At 45.9% G+C, this 18,895-nt stretch carries 15 protein-coding genes; 11 read left to right on the forward strand and 4 right to left on the reverse strand.

Annotated elements, in window-relative coordinates; genetic code table 11:
- Nucleotides 1–45 precede the first annotated feature (45 nt).
- From EXT46_RS18275 to EXT46_RS18285, 3 genes are all read left to right on the forward strand, one after another.
- On the forward strand, nt 46–2,346 hold the full coding sequence (locus EXT46_RS18275) for a DNA polymerase II (protein WP_240701169.1): 2,301 nt from the start codon (nt 46–48) through the stop codon (nt 2,344–2,346).
- A gap of 244 nt (nt 2,347–2,590) precedes the next feature.
- Entirely contained in the window at nt 2,591–5,452 is a 2,862-nt protein-coding gene (locus EXT46_RS18280) for a TonB-dependent receptor (RefSeq protein WP_130149032.1), read from the forward strand.
- Nucleotides 5,453–5,547: 95 nt separating this feature from the next.
- On the forward strand, nt 5,548–7,182 hold the full coding sequence (locus tag EXT46_RS18285; protein ID WP_165381162.1) for a sulfotransferase: 1,635 nt from the start codon (nt 5,548–5,550) through the stop codon (nt 7,180–7,182).
- A gap of 6 nt (nt 7,183–7,188) precedes the next feature.
- Here the strand turns inward: EXT46_RS18285 and EXT46_RS18290 are convergent, their stop codons facing one another.
- Together EXT46_RS18290 and EXT46_RS18295 are read right to left on the reverse strand one after the other, a co-directional pair.
- A complete protein-coding gene (locus tag EXT46_RS18290) occupies nt 7,189–8,973 on the reverse strand; it encodes a putative 2OG-Fe(II) oxygenase (RefSeq protein WP_130149036.1) in 1,785 nt (594 codons plus the stop codon).
- Between the two features lie 58 nt (nt 8,974–9,031).
- On the reverse strand, nt 9,032–10,237 hold the full coding sequence (locus tag EXT46_RS18295; RefSeq protein ID WP_130149038.1) for a DUF547 domain-containing protein: 1,206 nt from the start codon (nt 10,235–10,237) through the stop codon (nt 9,032–9,034).
- 437 nt (nt 10,238–10,674) lie between these two features.
- Between EXT46_RS18295 and EXT46_RS18300 the strand changes: the two genes are divergently transcribed.
- The 7 genes from EXT46_RS18300 to EXT46_RS18330 all read left to right on the forward strand — a co-directional run bounded on the left by EXT46_RS18300 (nt 10,675) and on the right by EXT46_RS18330 (nt 16,713).
- The gene (locus EXT46_RS18300) at nt 10,675–11,445 is read left to right on the forward strand and encodes a DUF3450 domain-containing protein (RefSeq protein WP_053910990.1); all 771 of its coding nucleotides are present in this window, start codon (nt 10,675–10,677) and stop codon (nt 11,443–11,445) included.
- A gap of 6 nt (nt 11,446–11,451) precedes the next feature.
- On the forward strand, nt 11,452–12,816 hold the full coding sequence (locus EXT46_RS18305; protein WP_022946737.1) for a MotA/TolQ/ExbB proton channel family protein: 1,365 nt from the start codon (nt 11,452–11,454) through the stop codon (nt 12,814–12,816).
- Entirely contained in the window at nt 12,816–13,340 is a 525-nt protein-coding gene (locus EXT46_RS18310) for a MotA/TolQ/ExbB proton channel family protein (protein WP_045979764.1), read from the forward strand. Before EXT46_RS18305 ends, EXT46_RS18310 begins: the two co-directional genes overlap by 1 nt.
- A 14-nt stretch (nt 13,341–13,354) precedes the next feature.
- Nucleotides 13,355–13,756: a biopolymer transporter ExbD gene (locus EXT46_RS18315; RefSeq protein WP_053910968.1), complete on the forward strand. Its 402-nt coding sequence runs from the start codon at nt 13,355–13,357 to the stop codon at nt 13,754–13,756.
- Nucleotides 13,756–14,373, forward strand: a complete 618-nt coding sequence (locus EXT46_RS18320; RefSeq protein WP_022946740.1) for an energy transducer TonB — start codon at nt 13,756–13,758, stop codon at nt 14,371–14,373. Before EXT46_RS18315 ends, EXT46_RS18320 begins: the two co-directional genes overlap by 1 nt.
- Before the next feature lie 12 nt (nt 14,374–14,385).
- The gene (locus EXT46_RS18325; protein WP_022946741.1) at nt 14,386–15,651 is read left to right on the forward strand and encodes a tetratricopeptide repeat protein; all 1,266 of its coding nucleotides are present in this window, start codon (nt 14,386–14,388) and stop codon (nt 15,649–15,651) included.
- Between the two features lie 81 nt (nt 15,652–15,732).
- Nucleotides 15,733–16,713 carry a hypothetical protein gene (locus tag EXT46_RS18330; protein ID WP_130149040.1) on the forward strand — a complete coding sequence of 327 codons (981 nt, stop codon included), beginning with the start codon at nt 15,733–15,735 and terminating at the stop codon, nt 16,711–16,713.
- Here the strand turns inward: EXT46_RS18330 and EXT46_RS18335 are convergent.
- Both EXT46_RS18335 and EXT46_RS18340 read right to left on the reverse strand, forming a co-directional pair.
- Nucleotides 16,682–17,053 (reverse strand): TraR/DksA C4-type zinc finger protein, encoded by a 372-nt coding sequence (locus EXT46_RS18335; protein ID WP_053910966.1) that lies wholly within the window; start codon nt 17,051–17,053, stop codon nt 16,682–16,684. The two genes, EXT46_RS18330 and EXT46_RS18335, sit on opposite strands and share 32 nt — an antisense overlap.
- A 103-nt stretch (nt 17,054–17,156) precedes the next feature.
- Nucleotides 17,157–18,113 carry a tRNA-dihydrouridine synthase gene (locus EXT46_RS18340; RefSeq protein ID WP_130149042.1) on the reverse strand — a complete coding sequence of 319 codons (957 nt, stop codon included), beginning with the start codon at nt 18,111–18,113 and terminating at the stop codon, nt 17,157–17,159.
- Between the two features lie 187 nt (nt 18,114–18,300).
- Here EXT46_RS18340 and EXT46_RS18345 point away from each other — a divergent pair, with 187 nt between their 5' ends.
- Nucleotides 18,301–18,825: a hypothetical protein gene (locus EXT46_RS18345; protein WP_130149043.1), complete on the forward strand. Its 525-nt coding sequence runs from the start codon at nt 18,301–18,303 to the stop codon at nt 18,823–18,825.
- Nucleotides 18,826–18,895: the final 70 nt, after the last annotated feature.

Raw genomic sequence — 18,895 nt, forward strand, 5'->3', positions numbered from 1 at the left:
ATAGAAAACAACGCGCTGTATTTACTCACTTCTATAGGTATTCGGTTGGCTCCAATAGCAGGGTTTATCCTTTCCGCGCAAACACGACAACTGAGCGATGGTATCAGTCATGTCTTTTGGCTGGCCACAGACAACGGCCCAGTTAAAGCACAATCTGTCGCTGAGTCTGCGGTATTTTTCGTTGCTCAATCGCAGCAGCAGCGAGTGACAAAATTACTCCAAGCCGCCAACTTGCCTTGTGATATCCGCGCAGTAGCGCTGCACTCTTTTGCCGGTAAACCCATGGCAGGGTGTTATTTCACGCACTTGAATCAGTTTTATGCGGCGCGAGAACAGCTTAAAGAGCAGGGGATTACGTTATACGAAGATGATATCCGCGCCCACGAGCGTTTCTTAATGGAGCGATTTATTCGCGGCGGCGTTTGGGTAGACGGCACCTTTAGTGCTAATGGCACCTTAGCTCAAGCGCGGTTTAAAAGCCATCCCCACTACCGGCCCACTTTGCGGGTTTTATCGCTGGATATTGAATGCAGTGGCGATGGGGTGCTTTACAGTGTTGGCTTGGTAAGTGAACGGTTTAAAAAGGTGCTGATGGTTGGGCGTAACACAGAAGAGCGCTCGTGGCTTGATTATGTTGAGGACGAGGCCGCTTTGCTCGTGCGGTTACAGGAGCTCATACACCATATTGACCCTGATGTGATCATTGGTTGGAATGTGGTCGATTTTGACTTTCAGCTGCTGTGCTATCGCGCTCAGCAATTGGGTATTCGTCTTAATTTAGGACGCAATAACGAGGCGGTTGTGTGGCGCGGAGGAAAAGTCGCTAAGCTTATAGTTCCCGGGCGCGCGGTACTTGATGGCATTGATATGCTTAAAAACGCCACATATTACTACCCCAGCTTTGCCCTTGATAATGTTGCCCACGAAATCCTTGGCGAGCGAAAGCTTATCGGAAATAAAGACAAAGTTTCCGAGATTTCCCGGCTTTTCAACGAAGATAAACTGCAACTTGCTGAATATAACTTAAAAGACTGTGAGCTTGTATTAGCCATCTTTGCTCGTCTAGAATTGGTCGACTTTGCTATTGTGCGGACCCAGCTTACAGGGCTGCCATTAGAACGGCTAGGAGGGTCGGTCGCAGCGTTCACTAACCTTTATTTGCCATTGTTACATCGCAGTGGCTATGTGGCTCCTAATTTAGGCGATCATGGATTGACCTTCGACAGCCCAGGCGGTTATGTGATGGACTCGGTGCCCGGTCTTTATCAAAATGTTGCCGTTCTTGACTTTAAAAGCCTTTACCCGAGTATTATTCGTACCTTTTGTATCGATCCCATGGGCTTAATAGAGGGACTCAATGCCCCTGATGACGCAATTGCTGGGTATCATGAGGCATTTTTTTCTCGCAGCAAACATCATCTTCCTGATCTGGTTGCCAGCCTCGCACAGGCCCGTCAAGAGGCCAAAAAGCACCGCGACCCTCATCTTCAGCAGGCCATCAAGATTATCATGAACAGCCTATACGGCGTGCTTGGCTCAAAAGGCTGTCGCTTTTACGACCCTAGGCTAGCCAGTTCGATTACCTTACGCGGGCACGATATTATGCAAACAACGCGACAGTGGCTGATTGAATACGGCGTTGATGTGATTTACGGCGATACCGACTCTACCTTTATCGCACTACCCGAAAAGCTTAGTGACGAACAAAGCCATACGTTAGCCAAAGAGTTAGTGACAAAAATTAACGACCGTTGGCGGCAAACACTTGAACAAAGCTATGGAATACCTAGCTATTTGGAGCTTGAATACGAAAGCCTATATCGACCTTTTTTTATGCCCAAGGCAAGGCATAAAGACGCGGGAACGAAGAAACGTTACACTGGTTTATTGGTACAGAAGCACCGTGAGCTCGTTTTTAAAGGCATGGAGTCGGTGCGTAGCGATTGGACGCCACTGGCGAGAAAGTTTCAAGGTGAACTGTTTCAAGGATTATTCACCGGAGCAAATCTGCAACATATCATTGATAATTATGTTAACATTTTACAAAAAGGGGATAACGCCCAGCTCTTAACTTATGCCAAACGCTTAGGCAAAAGTCCTGATGAATACACCAAAGCAACCCCCCCTCATGTGAAGGCTGCCCGAAATAGCACTCAAAGTTACGCTAAAGGTGATTGGGTTGAGTACGTTATAACAGTTGATGGTCCTCGCTGTACCCCTTGCAGTAGGCCTCTGGACTTAGCTCATTACCTTGAGAAACAGCTAAAACCCATCATCGATGATATTGCTGATGTGTGCGACGCATCGCTTCACTGCCCCCTAGATAGTCAGTTCACATTAATTTAATCTAAAAACCTCTTTGTTTACAAAAGCATCCCCATTGTTCCTTTTTTGATCTAAGTGTTGGGATTTTATATTTATTAAGCGTTATTTGTTATAGATATAGTTGTCTTGTTAATTTGGTGTTGACCAATAATTCCATAATTGTTTATTATCACAATCAAAGTGCATTACTTAGTGCATTTAATTACAAGCGGTTAACAGCCGCAATAAAAACAATCACGTCTACAAGTGATCCAGGGAGAATCTAATGTTAAATAGCAAAATCGCAAAATCAGTGCGCTTAGCACTTGCTTTTGGTGCTGCTTCAACAGCAGGCATTTCGGCAAATGCCATCGCTGCTGAAGAGGGTGCTGATGATGTCGAGCGTATCGAAGTAACCGGTTCGCGTATCAAGCGTACTGATCTTGAAACAGCTACTCCAGTACAAGTAACCTCTGCAGAAGATATCGCTATGTCGGGCTTTACCCGCGTCGAAGATATCATGAATAACCTTCCGCAAATCGAAGCATCACAAACTGCTTTCCAATCAAATGGTGCAACCGGTACAGCAACACTTGACCTTCGTGGTATGGGTGCTCAGCGTACGCTAGTACTTATCAACGGTCGTCGAGCACAGGCTGGTGGTATTTACACGCAATCGGCTGATATTAACCAAATTCCAGCTGCGTTAATTAAACGCGTTGAAGTAATGACCGGTGGTGGTTCAACAACTTATGGTGCCGATGCGGTAGCCGGTGTTGTTAACTTCGTAATGAATGATGACTTCGAAGGCTTCCAAGTTGATATTGGTGGCTCTGCGTACCAACACGATAATGACAATGAGTACATCCAAGGGTTGATGGATGAGAAGGGCTTCGAATATCCAAGCGGTAGCGACGGTTTTGATGGCGCGGCGTTTGATTTCAGTGCAACACTTGGCGGCACCTTTGATGGCGGTAAAGGTCATGCGGTCGGCTATGTTACCTACACCAAGCAAAACGAGCTGCGTCAAGGTGCACGTGACTACTCTTCATGTGCATTAGACGCCGCAGGTACTTCGTGTGGTGGTTCTGGTAACGCGGTTATTCCTAACTTCTACGTATCACTTCCGACCGAAACCGGTGGTGTAGATTTCGGCGAAGACATGTATGAGTACTGGACACTTACGCCAGACAGTGGCTTCACCGATTCAGTAGGCAATGTGTATAACTATGCACCTATTAACCACTTTATGCGCCCAGATGAGCGTCATACATTTGGTTTATTTGCTAACTATGAAATTAATGAGCACTTCAACCCTTATGTTGAAACTATGTTCATGCGTGACCGCACTACAGCGCAAATCGCGGAGTCGGGCACCTTCTTCGATACCAGTTATGTGATGGATTTCGATAGCCCACTTATCTCTGATGCACAACGTGAAGCACTAGCAGATCGTTTCGGCATCGGCTCTGGTGATCAGTTCGCAACCTATATTGGTAAGCGTAACGTAGAAGGCGGTCCCCGTTCAGATAAGCTTGAGCACAACTCATTCCGTATGGTATTGGGTACGCGCGGTGAGCTGAGCGACCTTTGGACGTATGATGTGACTGCTCAATACGGCTCAACGTCATCATCGTCAGCGTATATTAACGACTTCTTTGGTCCACGCATCACCACAGCGCTTTCAGCGAATGGTGAAAGCTGTGCAGACAGCGATGGTTGTATTCCATACGAAGTATTCACCTACGAGGGCGTAACCTCAGAGGCGGCCGGTGCACTTACGGGTACGGCTATCTTGAACGGTGTTACAGAACAAATCATCCTAGGTGGTTTCGTCTCAGGTGAATTTGATTACACGCTACCGAGCTCAGATTACCCAATTGCAGCGGTATTTGGTGCAGAGTATCGTGAAGAAAACTTTGAACGTACAGCGGATGAAGTATACGCGCAAGGCCTTCTGTTAGGTCAAGGCGGTACAACTAAGAGCCTGGAAGGTAGCTACGATGTAACTGAATTCTATACAGAGGTAAGCTTACCGATTGTAGAGGGTAAAACAGGCTTCGAAAACTTCACCCTTGATTTAGCCTACCGTTGGTCAGATTACAGCACCTCAGGTTCAGAGCCTACTTATAAAGCAGCCATTAACTGGGATGTAACGTCTGATTGGAAAATCCGTGCAAGCTATAACCGTGCAGTACGTGCTGCAAACAACGGTGAGCTCTTCGCACAGCAAAGCTCTGGTTTATGGCCAGGTGTAGATCCATGTGCAGGCGATGAGCCAGAACTTACAGCCACACAATGTGCGAACACAGGTGTATCTGCTTCCCAATACGGTAGCGTAGGTAAGAGCCCTGCGGATCAGTATAATGGTTTCTTCGGTGGTAACCCTGACTTGACACCTGAAATCGCGGATACCATTACCCTAGGTCTAGTGGCTGAGCCAATTGAAGGGCTTAACTTCTCACTCGATTACTGGGATATTGAACTTGAAGACGCGATTGGCAATATCGACCCTGAAGTCATTGTTCGTCAGTGTGGTATTACTGGAGACCCAGCAGTATGTGATGACGTTCAACGTACACCAGGAAGCGGCAGCCTATGGGTAGGTAGCGGTCAAGTGGTAGCGACAGATATCAACTTGGGTCAATTGCATTGGGAGGGTATCGACCTTTCTGCGAATTATGACTTTGAAGTTGCAGGCGGTACGCTTTCAACTAACTTAATTGGTTCATATTTCATCACCAAAGAGTACGATAACCTCCCAGGTATTACTGAGGCGTATGACTGTGTAGGTACACTTGATAATGGGTGTTTTGCACAGCCTGAGTGGCGTCACGTGTTCACTATGAACTATGACACTGGCAGCTTCTGGCGTGCTACGTTGAAATGGCGTTACTACGGTGAAGTTAGTGACTACAGTGGTGATGATACGCTTGTTCAAGATGGCATCAGCTCACAAAGTTACTTAGACCTTAAAGGTAGCTTCACTATCAATGATTACACCAGCGTATTAGTGGGTGTTAACAACATCATGGATAAAGAGCCACCATTGGTAGGCGGTTCGCTTTCTACCAACGGTAACGCGATTGCTGGCTTCTACGACACATTAGGTCGTTATTTCCACGCAAACGTAACATTCAAGTTCTAAACTTGATTAATCCCTGAAAAAGCGAGCTTCGGCTCGCTTTTTTTGTTGCTAAATTTTAATATTAATAATCCTATCTCATGGTTTTTGGAGGCCGCTTGACTAGCTTGCAACATGCCGCAGCGCTATTAAAAGAAGACAATAAAGAGCAAGCCATTACTCTGCTTCAAGAGTTGGCTAAGAAAACCGACACAAAAGAGCCTGCGTTTCGCCATTTACTGCGCTTAGCCTTAGCAGAACAGCGCTGGGAGGAAGCCAAAAACTATGTCGTGTGTTTACAGCAATTAAACCCGAGTAGTCGCGAGTATCGTCAAGTTATTACTGATATCGGTGAGCATTTAGAAGATTTTGCTTTTATTTTTGCTGGGTATGAGCGTTATTTGCAGTGTCATGACACCGACGAAACAGCACATTTCAATTGCGGGTACTATGCCCGCAAAGCAACACGCCCAGAAATAGCGATAGCGCACTTTAAGCGAGCTTTAGAGCTCGGCATTGAAGACCCTCATGAGGTGCACCTCAATTTGGCATTGGTGTACTCTGAGCTGTTACTTGACCCGGAGACCGCGAAGCAGTGGCTAGATAGAGCACTAAAGCTAAAGCCAGATTATGTTGATGCACTCTTTAATCTCGCTGCGATTAAAGAGTTTGCCGGAGACAGGCTCGCTGCAAAGCAATTGTTTGAGCAGGTCCTGACCATTGATGCGCAGCACCCATTGGCACTGTCGCGTCTTGCTGACCTAGATCAGTTCAATACTGAGTCGGCGCACAATTATGTGACTCGATGCCAAGATATGATGACGAATATGCCCGCGCAACTAAGGTGTGATTTACACTATAGTTGTGGCAAAGCGCTCGATGATGCGAAACTGTATGAACAGGCGTGGATGCATTACTATCAAGCTAACTCTCTCAATAAGCAATCTCTTGCACCATTCAATGTTGCTTCACTTGAGCGCATTGAACAAAATATTTTCGCCCGCGCCGAACATATATCTCAGCTAGCCGCGCAAGACTCGCCATCAGTCCAGCCAATTATCATTTGTGGTATGTTCCGCTCGGGTTCGACTTTATTAGAGCAAATATTAGGCGCTAGCAGCTATATTCAGGCCGGTGGTGAGTTGGAGTTTGTACATCGCCAGCTATTTGATCTCACCAACAAACCAATGCAGTTGCTGAATAAAGCAGGGACGCCGGGTTTCGCTCATGCGTATGATGACTTGTTAGTGAGTGTGGCCAAGGGGCACGATTGGGTTACTGATAAGCGGCCCGAAAATTACCTCTATATAGACATATTAAAGCAGCTCTACCCCAGCTTAAAAGTGATATGGACGCAACGTGATATAAGAGATAACGCGCTTTCGGCTTACTTTCAGCGTTTGGGGCCGAGCCTTAACTATGCAACTGACCTTGATAACATTCGTCACATGTATGAACATCAACAGCGCCTCAAAGCGCACTGGCATCAGCAGTACGGCAATGACATTATGACTGTTGAGTATGAACAACTAGTAGCGCAGCCGGAGCAAGTGCTCACGACATTGTTTTCTCAGCTAGGTATCCAGTATAACGGTGAGGCAGAGCGCTTTCATAATCAGCGCTCACATGTTAAAACTGCAAGCGTATGGCAAGTTAGAAAGCCTTTGTATAGCTCATCCGTCGGCCGTTTTAAGCACTATAAAGAGGCGATTTTAGCGCAGCGCGCATACCCCTATTTCAGTGAACTGCTGTGAGCCGGTTCAAGCGGTTGGCATAATGTCCGTGGGCAAGGTGACACGCGGTTGTTCGCTGGTGATAGGGTAGGTGCCATGCCACAGGTAGCTTGGGAAAATAATAATCTGTCCCGGCTGAGGGCAAATGAGCTTGTCTATCTGCTCTCGCTCACCTAAATTCAAACAGGTTTCTCCAAGGCGCAGCCACCCACTTCGTGTGGGATCGTTCTCATGCATTGACTGCGGTACTTGAATATAAGCCGGGGCTGAAATCCATCCTGAGGGGTGGATATGGTTGCGATGATAACCGCCTTTTCCAAGCTGTACCGACCAACTGCCATTGACTTTAAACTGGCCATAGTTGCGTCTATAAAGGGGATGTGAACGATCGGTTGGTAGAGATGCTAAATATTCGGTAATGGCTAGGTGCAATGCCCATTTGTATTCTTTTATGAGCACATGATTAGAAAACAGCAAGTTACCTGAAGTTTGTGTGCCTAATTCAACGCTTTGATCTAATGGTTGCTTGGTCACTTTACGGTGCTTGGCTGTTAAAAGTGCCGAGAGTTCAGATAAGAAGTCCGACAATTGAGAAAAGCGAGCAGGCGTAGGTAATGATTTAACCTTAACCGTATGCTCGTAGTCGCACAGCCACTGCCATCGCTCATCGCCCTTCAAGCGCCATATTGTGCTTAAATAAGCCCATAGCTCTTGATTGTCTGGGGCGTAATCTAGCGCTTGTTTTATGAGTGTTTCGGCAGCGTGATAATGACTCAGCTCAAGTTCGCAGTTCGCCAAATCAATTTGGTAACGTGTGACACTGGGGCATAAATTGGCAGCTTCTCGGAACAAGGAGTAAGCCTGCTCGCCTTTACCTTGTTTATCTAAAATCAGCGCTTTTGCATGCACAAACCGAGGGTCGCTATTGAACTTTCCGAGGCCTTGGGCACATAGCTGCTGAGCTTCATCTATATGGCCTATGCGTATTAGTTGTTCGATGGCGGACAACACTAAATCTGGGTGCCAGTCATAATGATGCAGTGTCTGTTTATAACTGCTCATATAGTGTTGTTCTTGCTCAGTGTGCCAGTAAAGCTTATTTAAACTTTCGTGTGCGGGAATATAATTCGGAGCCAAGCTGAGGGTGTGAAGTAATGCTTGCTGCGCGCTACGATAATCACCGAGTTCGTAAGCGCAACATCCAACCACATAGCTCAACTCGGGCAGTTTTGGCTGCCGTTTTTGTAAGTCGATAAAAAGCGCTTTGGCCTTTTCAGTTTCACCTACATCACGGTATAAGCAAGCTAATTTATATTGTAAATGAAAGTTATTGTGGTGTTGGTTTAGTAGCTGATGAAGCAACTCACTGGCTTCCAAGTAATGCCCAGAGGCAAGCTCATAGTCCACATCCAGCAAGTGCCAATGTATCGCCTGCTCGGTAGAGCGTTTACTCTGTAGTAATAAGGTTTTGGCTTCGCGTAGCTGTAAGGTCCGTATCAGCGCGTCGATATAGAGTAAGTTCGTGGCTTCGTTGCGCTTTGAATTAGCCAATGTGGTAATACATTCACAAAAGCTTTGTCGTTTAAATTGCAACTTAGCGAGCTCAAATTGGGCCCCTAAATTTGCAGGTTCAATACGCAAAAGTTCTTGAAGGACGCGTTCAGCATCAGCACCTTGATTCAAGGAAATCAAATTAGCCGCTTTGAGTAATAAATCCTGTGGGCTCTGTTCAGCGGCCTTCTCTAAGGCGCTGAGTGATTGGGAAAACTGACCTTTTTGATAAAGCGCGAACGCGATTTGATAATGTTTCATTACAGCATTGAAATGTTAACTTTACCTTATAGTAACATTTCAATGCTGCATTTGAATGTTAGTTTTCCGACTTTTCCTTTTTCTCTTTATCGATATCTTTGATTTCCACAGAGCCGGCTGCTATTTCCTGCTTTTCTCTTATCTTACGCAGAATTTCTGCCTGTTCAGGAGTAAAGCGACCGAAGTCTGCAGTGCGCGTTTGCATAGTTTGTGATACCACGCCTACGTTTTGCGCACCTAAACCACCATCCGCGCCCGCCATCCCCGCAGCTTGTCCACCAGAACCATTAACAACAGCATCAAGCATACCAGCTTGATTGCTCGCGACGCCACCGCCAATTTGGCGGGCCGAACCAGTTAAGTCGGCGAGTGTGTAATCTTCAATTTCAATCTCAACTTTTTCAACGTTACGTAGGTCATATTCGAATTGGCCTTTAGCATAAATAGCAATATGGCGTTTCAAGTCATCTTGAAGCTGAGGGAAATAAAATGTGGCTTGTCGGTAATACTGTGACACTTCAAGTATTTCATCATCAACTTGAGCGCCGCGATTTGAATTAATGAACTCTTCTGCGCGTTTTTCTAGTTGCTTATATACAGTGGCCCCTTTAAACGCTGCGGGGTGAAGGCTGGGGCTGCCAATATAACCTTGATAGAAGCCATAGATGACATTCGGCTTTTCTGAAAAATTGGGGTACACAATACGTTGTTGGATGTCATTGAGTGAAAGTGGGTGGCCCGCAACGGTAATGAGTTTAGCGTCAAGGAGCCCTTCATCTTCAATTTCATCATCTAATGAGTGCAGCGGATAACGCTTAACCAGCTGCTCTAACAGAGTCATGTTATAAAGATTAAGCCAATAGGCGAGCTGTTCTTTCTTGTTAAGCTCACTTAGGGGCATTTCTTGCGGCAAATTTTCCAGGCTTTCTCTTATTTTAGTGAGTGCGAGCTTGAGATCAGACTTTTTAACGCCTTCAAAATAAAAGCGATTAGCTTCAAGCGCTGTTGCTTTATTACGACCCGATGTCATACGCGTGCCGATAGTTTGCTCGCTTTTTAAGCGCGAGCGATCCGACATTCCCGTGTTAACAACGGTCATCGCTAACAGTTGGTCAATATCATCGTATGCGACTTCAAATTGGGAATTCCATTTGAAACCACCGAAGGCCTGCGCCAATGATTGCTCCTGATCTTGCTGTGCCAAGCTTGGAGCACTGTATAAAAATATAAGTATGGTGGTGAGCACAGTGGTGAATCTAAACATAAAAGGTCCTTGTTGTTTATTGTTATATAGTTGCCTTATGTTGATTGCGAGCAACACAGAGTAACTAACCTTTACCTACCAAGTAGGTATGAGACTACTTATAAAAGGTACAAATGGCCGATATAGACTGACTTAGTAAGCAACTTACCGCTAATACCTCACTTACTGTAAAAAAAAAGAAATTTAACTTTTCATTTCCAAATTATGTCAATGCCCAGTATAGCGGCTTATAAGTAGAATTGATTTGTTAAAAATATGTTTAAACCAAAAAAGTAAGACGAAATCAAGGAAAATTGCGATAAACATCAAGTTGACAGCACTGGAACCTTTTAGCATTATTGGCAAGTTGGTATCAGTAGAAAGATACCTAGGTTGGTTTGTCACAAGGCAAGCTAATTAAAATTCAAAAAGTAACATTACTTAATTGGTTGGGAACTATGTCTGTTAAAATCAGAAAGAGTCTTGTAGCTTCTGCGTTGGTTGGCGCAGCTGCACTTGCAAGCAACAATGTGATGGCAGATCCGTTGAATGACATCCACAAAGCGGGTGCAACTATCCAAACGGCTGCTAAAAAGTCTCAAACTAAAATCGATAACATCTATGGTCAAACGCAAGAGCTAATCGCTGATTACCGCGCGACTGTTGATGAAACTGAAATCATGAAGGTCTATAACGACCACGTTCAGCGTCTAGTTGATGATCAAAATTCACAAATTGAATCACTAGAGCGCCAGATTGCAGGTATCGACAAAACTAAACAAAACGTTGTGCCTTTGATGTATCGCATGATCGATACGCTTGAGCAATTCATCAAAGCGGACGTTCCGTTTAATACCGAAGATCGCCTAGCTCGCGTTGAAAAACTACGTGAAATCATGAGCAGTGCTTCTGTAACGACTTCAGAGAAGTTCCGTCAGGTACTTGAAGCATACATGGTTGAGAAAGACTACAGTACGACAATGGTTGCTGACCAAGGTAGCCTAAATATCGACGGTCGTGACATCTCTGTAGACTTCGCACGTCTAGGTCGTATTGCCTATGTTGCGCAATCATTCGACCAGAAGAATGCTTGGGTGTGGAACAACAACACTAAGCAGTGGGAAGCTTTGGGTGAAGAATTCCTAAAGCCTGTTAAAGAGACAATCCGTATGGCCCGTAAACAGGCTGCACCGGATCTTGTTAAACTTCCAATCTTCGGCGCGGAGTAATAAAGAATGAAGAAACTATTTAAAGGTTTTGCTGTTGCAGCAGTACTATCAGTTTCTGCCGGTGCTGCGCTTAACGCTCATGCAAACACAGAAGTACTTGACCAGATCCTTGATCAAGTTAAAAAAGAGCGTATCTCTGAAGGCAAACTAAACAAACAGCGTGAACAAGAATTCTTGTCTGCACGCGCTGACAAGCAAGCGTTGCTTAACCAAGCAAAACGTGAACTTGCAGCAGAAAAAGCACGTGGCGAGCGTCTACAAAAAGAGTATGCTCAAAACGAAGTAACCCTAGCGGAAAAAGAGCAAGCGCTTGAAAACGCAAAAGGTACACTAGGTGAGATGTTCGGTGTTGTACGTCGTGCAGCGCAAGAAACCATTGGTTCAATCGAAGCGTCACTGGTTAGTGCTGAAAAGCCTGGCCGTGCTGAAATTCTTCGTTCACTAGCGGCAGCGAAAGAGCTACCAACTACACGTGAACTAGAAGAGCTTTGGATTGCCCTACAAACTGAAATGACTGAATCTGCGAAAGTATCTTCTTTCGAAGCTGAAGTTTCAGAGCTAGACGGTTCAACATCAACTAAGCAAGTAACTCGTATCGGTAACTTTAACCTTATTACCGACGACGGTTATTTAGTTTACTCTGCTGAAAACCAAGCAATTCAACCGCTAGGTCGTCAGCCAGACGGTTTCGTACTTGATTCAGCGAAAGACCTAATCGGTACTTCAGCAGACCAGTACACAGGCTTTTACATTGACCCAACTCGTGGCTCAATCCTGCGTCTGAACACGCAAAAAGCAACACCTGAAGAGCGCTTCCACCAAGGTGAAGAAGTAGGTTACATCATCGCTGTACTACTAGTGATTGGTCTACTTATCGCTGTTGTGCGCCTAATCGACCTAACTATCGTTTCAGGTAAAATCAAGAGTCAGCTTAAGAACACCAGCTCACCTTCAGAAGGTAACCCGCTGGGCCGTATTCTTAAAGTTTACCACGACAACAAAAACCAAGACGTTGAAAACCTTGAGCTTAAACTAGACGAAGCGATTCTACGTGAAACGCCACGTATCGAAGCGGGTATCAACATCATCAAGATCTTAGCTGCTATCGCGCCGCTACTAGGTCTACTTGGTACCGTTGTAGGTATGATCAACACCTTCCAACAAATTACCTTGTTCGGTACAGGTGATCCGAAGATCATGGCTGGTTCAATCTCAATGGCTCTAGTAACTACTGCTCTAGGTCTAATTGCGGCACTACCGCTAATCCTAGTTCACGCTATTGTTGCTGGTCGCAGTAAATCAATCATCCACGTTCTTGATGAGCAAAGCGCCGGTATTATCGCTGCTCACGCGGAGAAGGAGAAAGCCTAATGCTAGTCCTGATGGAGATTTGGGAATCTATCAGGGATTTTGTTGGCACAGGCGGCCAGGTATTATACGTGGTCGCGATAGCACTCTTCCTCATGTGGGTTTTAATGATTGAGCGCTATTGGTTCCTACTCTCTGAGTTCCCGAAAATGAAAAAGGGGATTGTAGCGAAGTGGGACGCCCGCCAGGACACTACGTCTTGGTACGCACACAGAATCCGCGATGCATGGATTTCTGAAGCGTCTGAAAAATTAGATGAGCGCATGTTGTTGATTAAGACATTGGTAGCTGTATGTCCACTTATTGGTCTATTAGGTACTGTAACTGGGATGATCGCGGTTTTCGAAACCATGGCAACTCAGGGCACAGGTAACCCTCGACTAATGGCATCAGGTATTTCAATGGCAACAATCCCAACAATGGCTGGAATGGTTGCGGCACTATCGGGTGTATTCTTTAGTACACGTCTTGAAGCACGTGCAAAAATGGCTAAAGAGAAGCTCGTCGATAGCTTGCCTCATCACTAGAGAGAGATTTGAATATGGCACGTAAACAACGTTTTCGTGAAGAAGAAGAAGCAGCCGTCGATATGACGCCGATGCTGGACATCGTATTCATCATGCTTATCTTCTTTATCGTAACTACTTCGTTCGTTAAAGAAGCGGGTATTGATGTAAATAAACCGGAAGCAGCGCAAGCGACTAAGAAGAAGAATGCAAACATCTTCATCGCTATTCGCTCTAACGGTGAAATTTGGATGGACAAGCGTCAGGTCGATGTCGAGCGTGTTGCTGCAAACATTGAACGTCTATTGGCTGAGCAGCCTACCGAAATCGTAATTATCCAAGCGGATAAAGATGCGAAGCACGGTGTGGTTGTAAAGGTCATGGACCAGATTAAAGCTGCAGGTATCGATAAGATATCAATCGCTGGAGATAAGTAATGATTCGTTTTCTGTTTTCACTGATTGCAGGTGGGGCAGTTACTTTCGGCTTATTCTTTTTCATGGCTTACCTAATCTCCGGTGGAGATAACAGGGCAGCCAACGAGAAAGAGAAGATCGTTGTCGAAATTATGACGAATCCACCTGAATCCAAGGTGCAGGAGCGTAAGCGTGTACCGCCGCCGCCTCCACCACCGCCTAAGCAGCCGCCTAAACCGCAGCCGCCACAGCCTGAGAATAGTAACCCTAATCCAGGTTCACTCGGTTTCAATATGCCAAGTGTTAATGTCGGTAGCTCAGCGGGTGGTCTAAGTGGCCCAGGTGCATTTGGTCGAGATGGTGATGCAACACCTCTTGTTCGAATTGAACCTAAATACCCGGTGCAAGCCGCGCGTGATGGTAAAGAAGGCTGGGTACAGCTTTCATTCACCATTAACGAAGTGGGCGGTGTAGAAGATGTAGAGGTAATCGATGCAGAACCTCGTCGTATCTTCGACCGTGAAGCTAAGCGTGCCTTGCGTAAGTGGAAGTACAAGCCAAAAGTAGTTGATGGCAAGCCGGTTAAACAGCCTGGCATCACTGTTCAGCTTGACTTCAAACTTAACCAAGACCAGTAAGGAGAGTGTAGTATGAAAAATCTATCTAAAGTGACTGCACTCGCTCTGCTTATCTCGTTGTCTGGTAGTGTAGTGAGTACTTCGGTATTCGCTGCGCCTAACTACGAAGAGATAGAAAAGCGCAAAAACGCTAAGACCAAGGTCATGAGTGAGCGCACTGGTAAGAAGGTCATGAAAGCGTTTGAGTTTGTTGATGCAGAAGACTTCAACGGCGCAATCGCAGTTCTTAAAGAACTCGACCCGTCTGATGAGTTTGACCGTGCGACTATTGATCGCTACTTAGGTCAGCTATATGCCCAAGTAGACAACTATCAGTTGGCTATTAAGTATACACAAGACGCAATCAAGCCAGATGAGCTTAACTTTAACGATCAAGAGCAGGCGATGAAGCTGCTTGGTGACTTGTTGGCTAACATCAAGAAGTACAAAGAAGCAAAGCAAGCGTATATCGACTGGATGGACTTCACAGGTGAAGAAGATCCCACTGTATACACGCGTATCGCACAAGCGAGTTATGAGCTTGGTCAGTTTAAAGATGTGGTAGAGCCTGCTGAGCGTGCTATTGAGCTCAATGCTAAAAAAGAGCCAAAGAAAGCACCGTTTCAGTTATTGATGGCAGCTCACTATGAAGCAAAAGAATTTGATAAAGCAGTTAAAATTCTTGAGCGCATGGTGAAAACCTGGCCAACAGACGGCAAAGCCTGGGTTAACCTTGGTAAGTTCTATATGCAAGTAGAAGACTATGAAAAAGGTCTCACTACGATGGATATTGCTTACGACAGTGGTTTCTTTGAATCAGAAACTGACTATAAAGTGTTAGCACAGCTCTACTCATTTGTAGGCGTTCCTTACAAAGCCGGTTTCCACATGGAGAAGGCCATCACTGATGGTAAGGTTAAGCGCATTAAGCAAAATGTCACGGCAATGGCGAGCTACTTTCATAATGCTAAAAACATTAAGACAGCAGCAAAGTATTACGAGGAAGCCGCAGAGTTTGATAACGATGCAGAGCTATTCCGTAAAGCCGGTGCCTTGCGCTTACAAGAGGAACAATTCGATAAAGCAGTGGTTTTATTGAAGCGTGCTCTTGATGAAGGCTCTGATAAGAAAGGGACTATTTACTCTGACTTAGCAGAAGCTTACCTACAGCAAGAAAAGTATAAGCAAGCCTACGCTGCGATTACTAAAGCAGCAGAAGATCCAAGCACGCGTAAATTCGCGCGTAGTTGGAAAACCTTCATTAAAGATAAAGCACAACGTAATGGTGTGAGTCTTTAAGCTCCTTATGCAATAATAAAAGGCCCCTTCATTGGGGCCTTTTTTATTTCCACGCAATGCTTATTTAAGGAGCCATACGCGGTGCGCATACACAGCTTAATCTTGCTTGCTTTGTTAACAACAGGGTGCTCTGAGCCTCAATCTATTTCAGCAACGACCTCGCAGCAGGCCTTAGTACAATTGAACGCCAAACTTACAGGCGATTTAACCAGCCCCTTAACGCCTTGGCCTTATTCTGATGCGTATCTCAAGCAGCGCCATGACCTATATCAGCAGTTTGATAGAGCGGCGCTCAGCAACGCACAGCGCGCAACCTTAGACTATTTAATTACCGAGCAAAGGTATGTACGTCGCTATCAACCTTGGCCGCTGAGCAGCGCTATTTTTCGCTCTGAGCAGGCATTGCAAGATAGTCAAACGCAAGAACAAGCGGCGCAGTGGCTAGAGTTAGTGAAAAGCCGCTTGCAACAAGGTGAACAAAGCCAAATTTTTGTTAATCGCTATGAATTAGCAATGATGCAAGGTGAAGTAGAGCGGTTAATCGAGCTCACTGATAACAGTAAACTCAAAAGTGCAGCGACCCAACTACAACAGTATTTAGCTAACTATCGCCCTCGCAACCAGCTGGGGCTAAGTCAGCTGCCAAATGGCACTCAGTGGTATCAAGCAAAACTAAATTACTACACTGGCCGGGTGCAGGCGCCGATTAAATGGCTTATGCAAATTCAAAGCAAGCTGGCTACACTTTCTGAGTATGGCATCGCGCCCCTGCGCCAACCAGACAATGACCAGGGGGATATAGAGCTAGATTGGCGACAAGGCTATGTGAATAAGCGCCTGTGGGCTCAGCAACAGAGTTTGAGTGTGGAACAAACGCGGTTAGCGCTTTTGTATATGGAGCTTGATATAGGTATTCACAGCCAACTTTGGACTGAGCAAATGGCGCTAACGTCGCTAGCCAAACAGGGGATCAGCGAGCGACGAGCAAAGCAAATGGTGTATGAGGTGGTCGCTTATCCAGCAATGAGCTTTATTTATGGCCATTTGATTGCGCGCGACTGATACTGTCGCAGCGCGCGCAGCGCTGCGTCGTCACATCTTTTTCTAAACGGTGTGGCTCTATGGGCTCTTCACAGTCAGAGCAAAAGCCAAATAATCCCAAATCAAACTGGCACTGAGTCGCTTCTAAGCGCTCTAGCCGGATAATCAGGTCTTTGTATTCTGGGCCTAAATGTTCGCTCAGTAATGCCACCCAGTCGCTTTCCGGCTCGTTGGTAAGCTTTGCATGCAGCCTTCTTTCATGGACTTGTGAAGCTTGTTGTAGCTTTGCCAAGAGTTGTCTGCGCGCATCCGCAAGCGCCTGAGAAACCTGTTGCTCGAAGTCATGGGTGAGGATACTCATAAATCGCCCCGTGTTTGCCTTGAATAGACTTTTATTGTGGCCAATATTCAAACTTGGGAACATGACAAGGATCAACCTTGGCGAATTTAGCAGACATTTTTTATCATCGTTGAGCGTGGTGCTGTAATTGCGCGAGTACTTCGTCCTTATCATGTAGCCGGCGAATATCATCAAATAGTTGATCTGCTTGATGGTAAGTTCGTCGTAGATACCCTAACCACTGTTTAGTCCTGTTGGCAAAATAACGCTTCGCTTTGGTGTCGTCATCGTGCATAGATGAGTGAATAATATGGTAAAGCACATCGTGCCAAGTCATTTTCTCATGTTTTTTGTTTTGGTCTGCGGCTTTGATCCAAGCCGCTAAGTCTGGCATTGCAAGCGCGCCGCGACCGAGCATCAGATGTTGGCATAAGCTTTGATTTCTCGCACTATGAGCATCGTCGAGGCTCCAAATCTCTCCGTTTGCAACAATTTCAATATCAGCTTTACGCTGCACCAGCGGTGCCAGCAAGTGCCAATAAGCGGGAGGGCGATAGCCGTCGCGTTTAGTGCGGGCGTGGATAGCAATACTGTCTGCGCCTGCTTGCACAACAGCATCAAAAATTTCACTACTACGTGAGGTATCGTCAAAGCCCAAGCGTACCTTAGCGGTTACCTTGTGTTCTTGTGCTACTGCTTCACGTACTGTTTTAACGATTTGATAAAGCTGTTCGGGCTCTTTGAGTAGTACGGCGCCGCCTTTACTTTTATTGACCGTTTTTGCTGGGCAGCCAAAGTTAAGGTCAATGCCATGAGAACCGAGCTCTATAGCCTTAATCGCATTTTCTGCCAGGCACTGTGGATGCTGTCCAAGTAGTTGAATCCTCACGGGCGTTCCTGCACGCGTATAACCGCCGTTGAGTAGCTCAGGGCAATAGCGCAGGAAAACTCGGCGTGGTAATCGCTGATTGACTACCCGCACAAACTCGGTCACACAGAGATCAAAGCCGCCAATATCGGTAAGTAGTTGGCGCATTTTAAAATCAACAACGCCTTCCATGGGGGCTAAAATAAGTTTCATATATGACCTTCACTGCTAGCTGGGCGCGTATTCTAACCCGTTCGTCGCTATTGATAAAATACCTATATCGCGCCATAGTTATTCTGGTAATCGATATACCACATAAAAATTTAAAATAATTTGAAAGGATCCAGGATGCATTCGGGTCTGATCTGTTGAATGCTACCAACCGAGAGAGAGCTAAAGCATGAATAATTTAAAAAAGAACTCCATCGCCTTAACCTTAGGTGCTGTTGTTGCATCGGGTGCGGCTGTGACTGCAACTGATGCGCAGGCCAACCCATTTGAAATGCAAGAGATGGTTGCAGGATACCAGCTTGATGCAGCAGAGGGTAAATGTGGTGAAGGTAAATGCGGCGGCGAAGCCAAAGGCAAAGAAGGCAAGTGCGGCGAAGGTAAATGCGGCGGCGAAGCCAAAGGCAAAGAAGGCAAGTGCGGCGAAGGTAAATGCGGCGGTGAAGCCAAAGGTAAAGAAGGCAAGTGCGGCGAAGGCAAATGTGGCGGCCACGGTCATGCCAAAGGAAAAGAGGGCAAGTGCGGTGAAGGTAAATGCGGCGGCGAAGCCAAAGGCAAAGAAGGCAAGTGTGGCGAAGGTAAATGCGGCGGCGAAGCCAAAGGCAAAGAGGGCAAGTGCGGAGAAGGTAAATGCGGCGGTGAAGCCAAAGGTAAAGAAGGTAAGTGTGGTGAAGGCAAATGCGGTGGTCACAGCTAATTAGCCATGAACTATCGTTAATTACCCGTAGTACCTAACAAGCCGCCGTTGAGCGGCTTGTACACTTTAA

Origin of the sequence: Pseudoalteromonas sp. CO325X (assembly GCF_004208955.1) — a bacterium.
Lineage (GTDB): Bacteria > Pseudomonadota > Gammaproteobacteria > Enterobacterales > Alteromonadaceae > Pseudoalteromonas > Pseudoalteromonas ruthenica.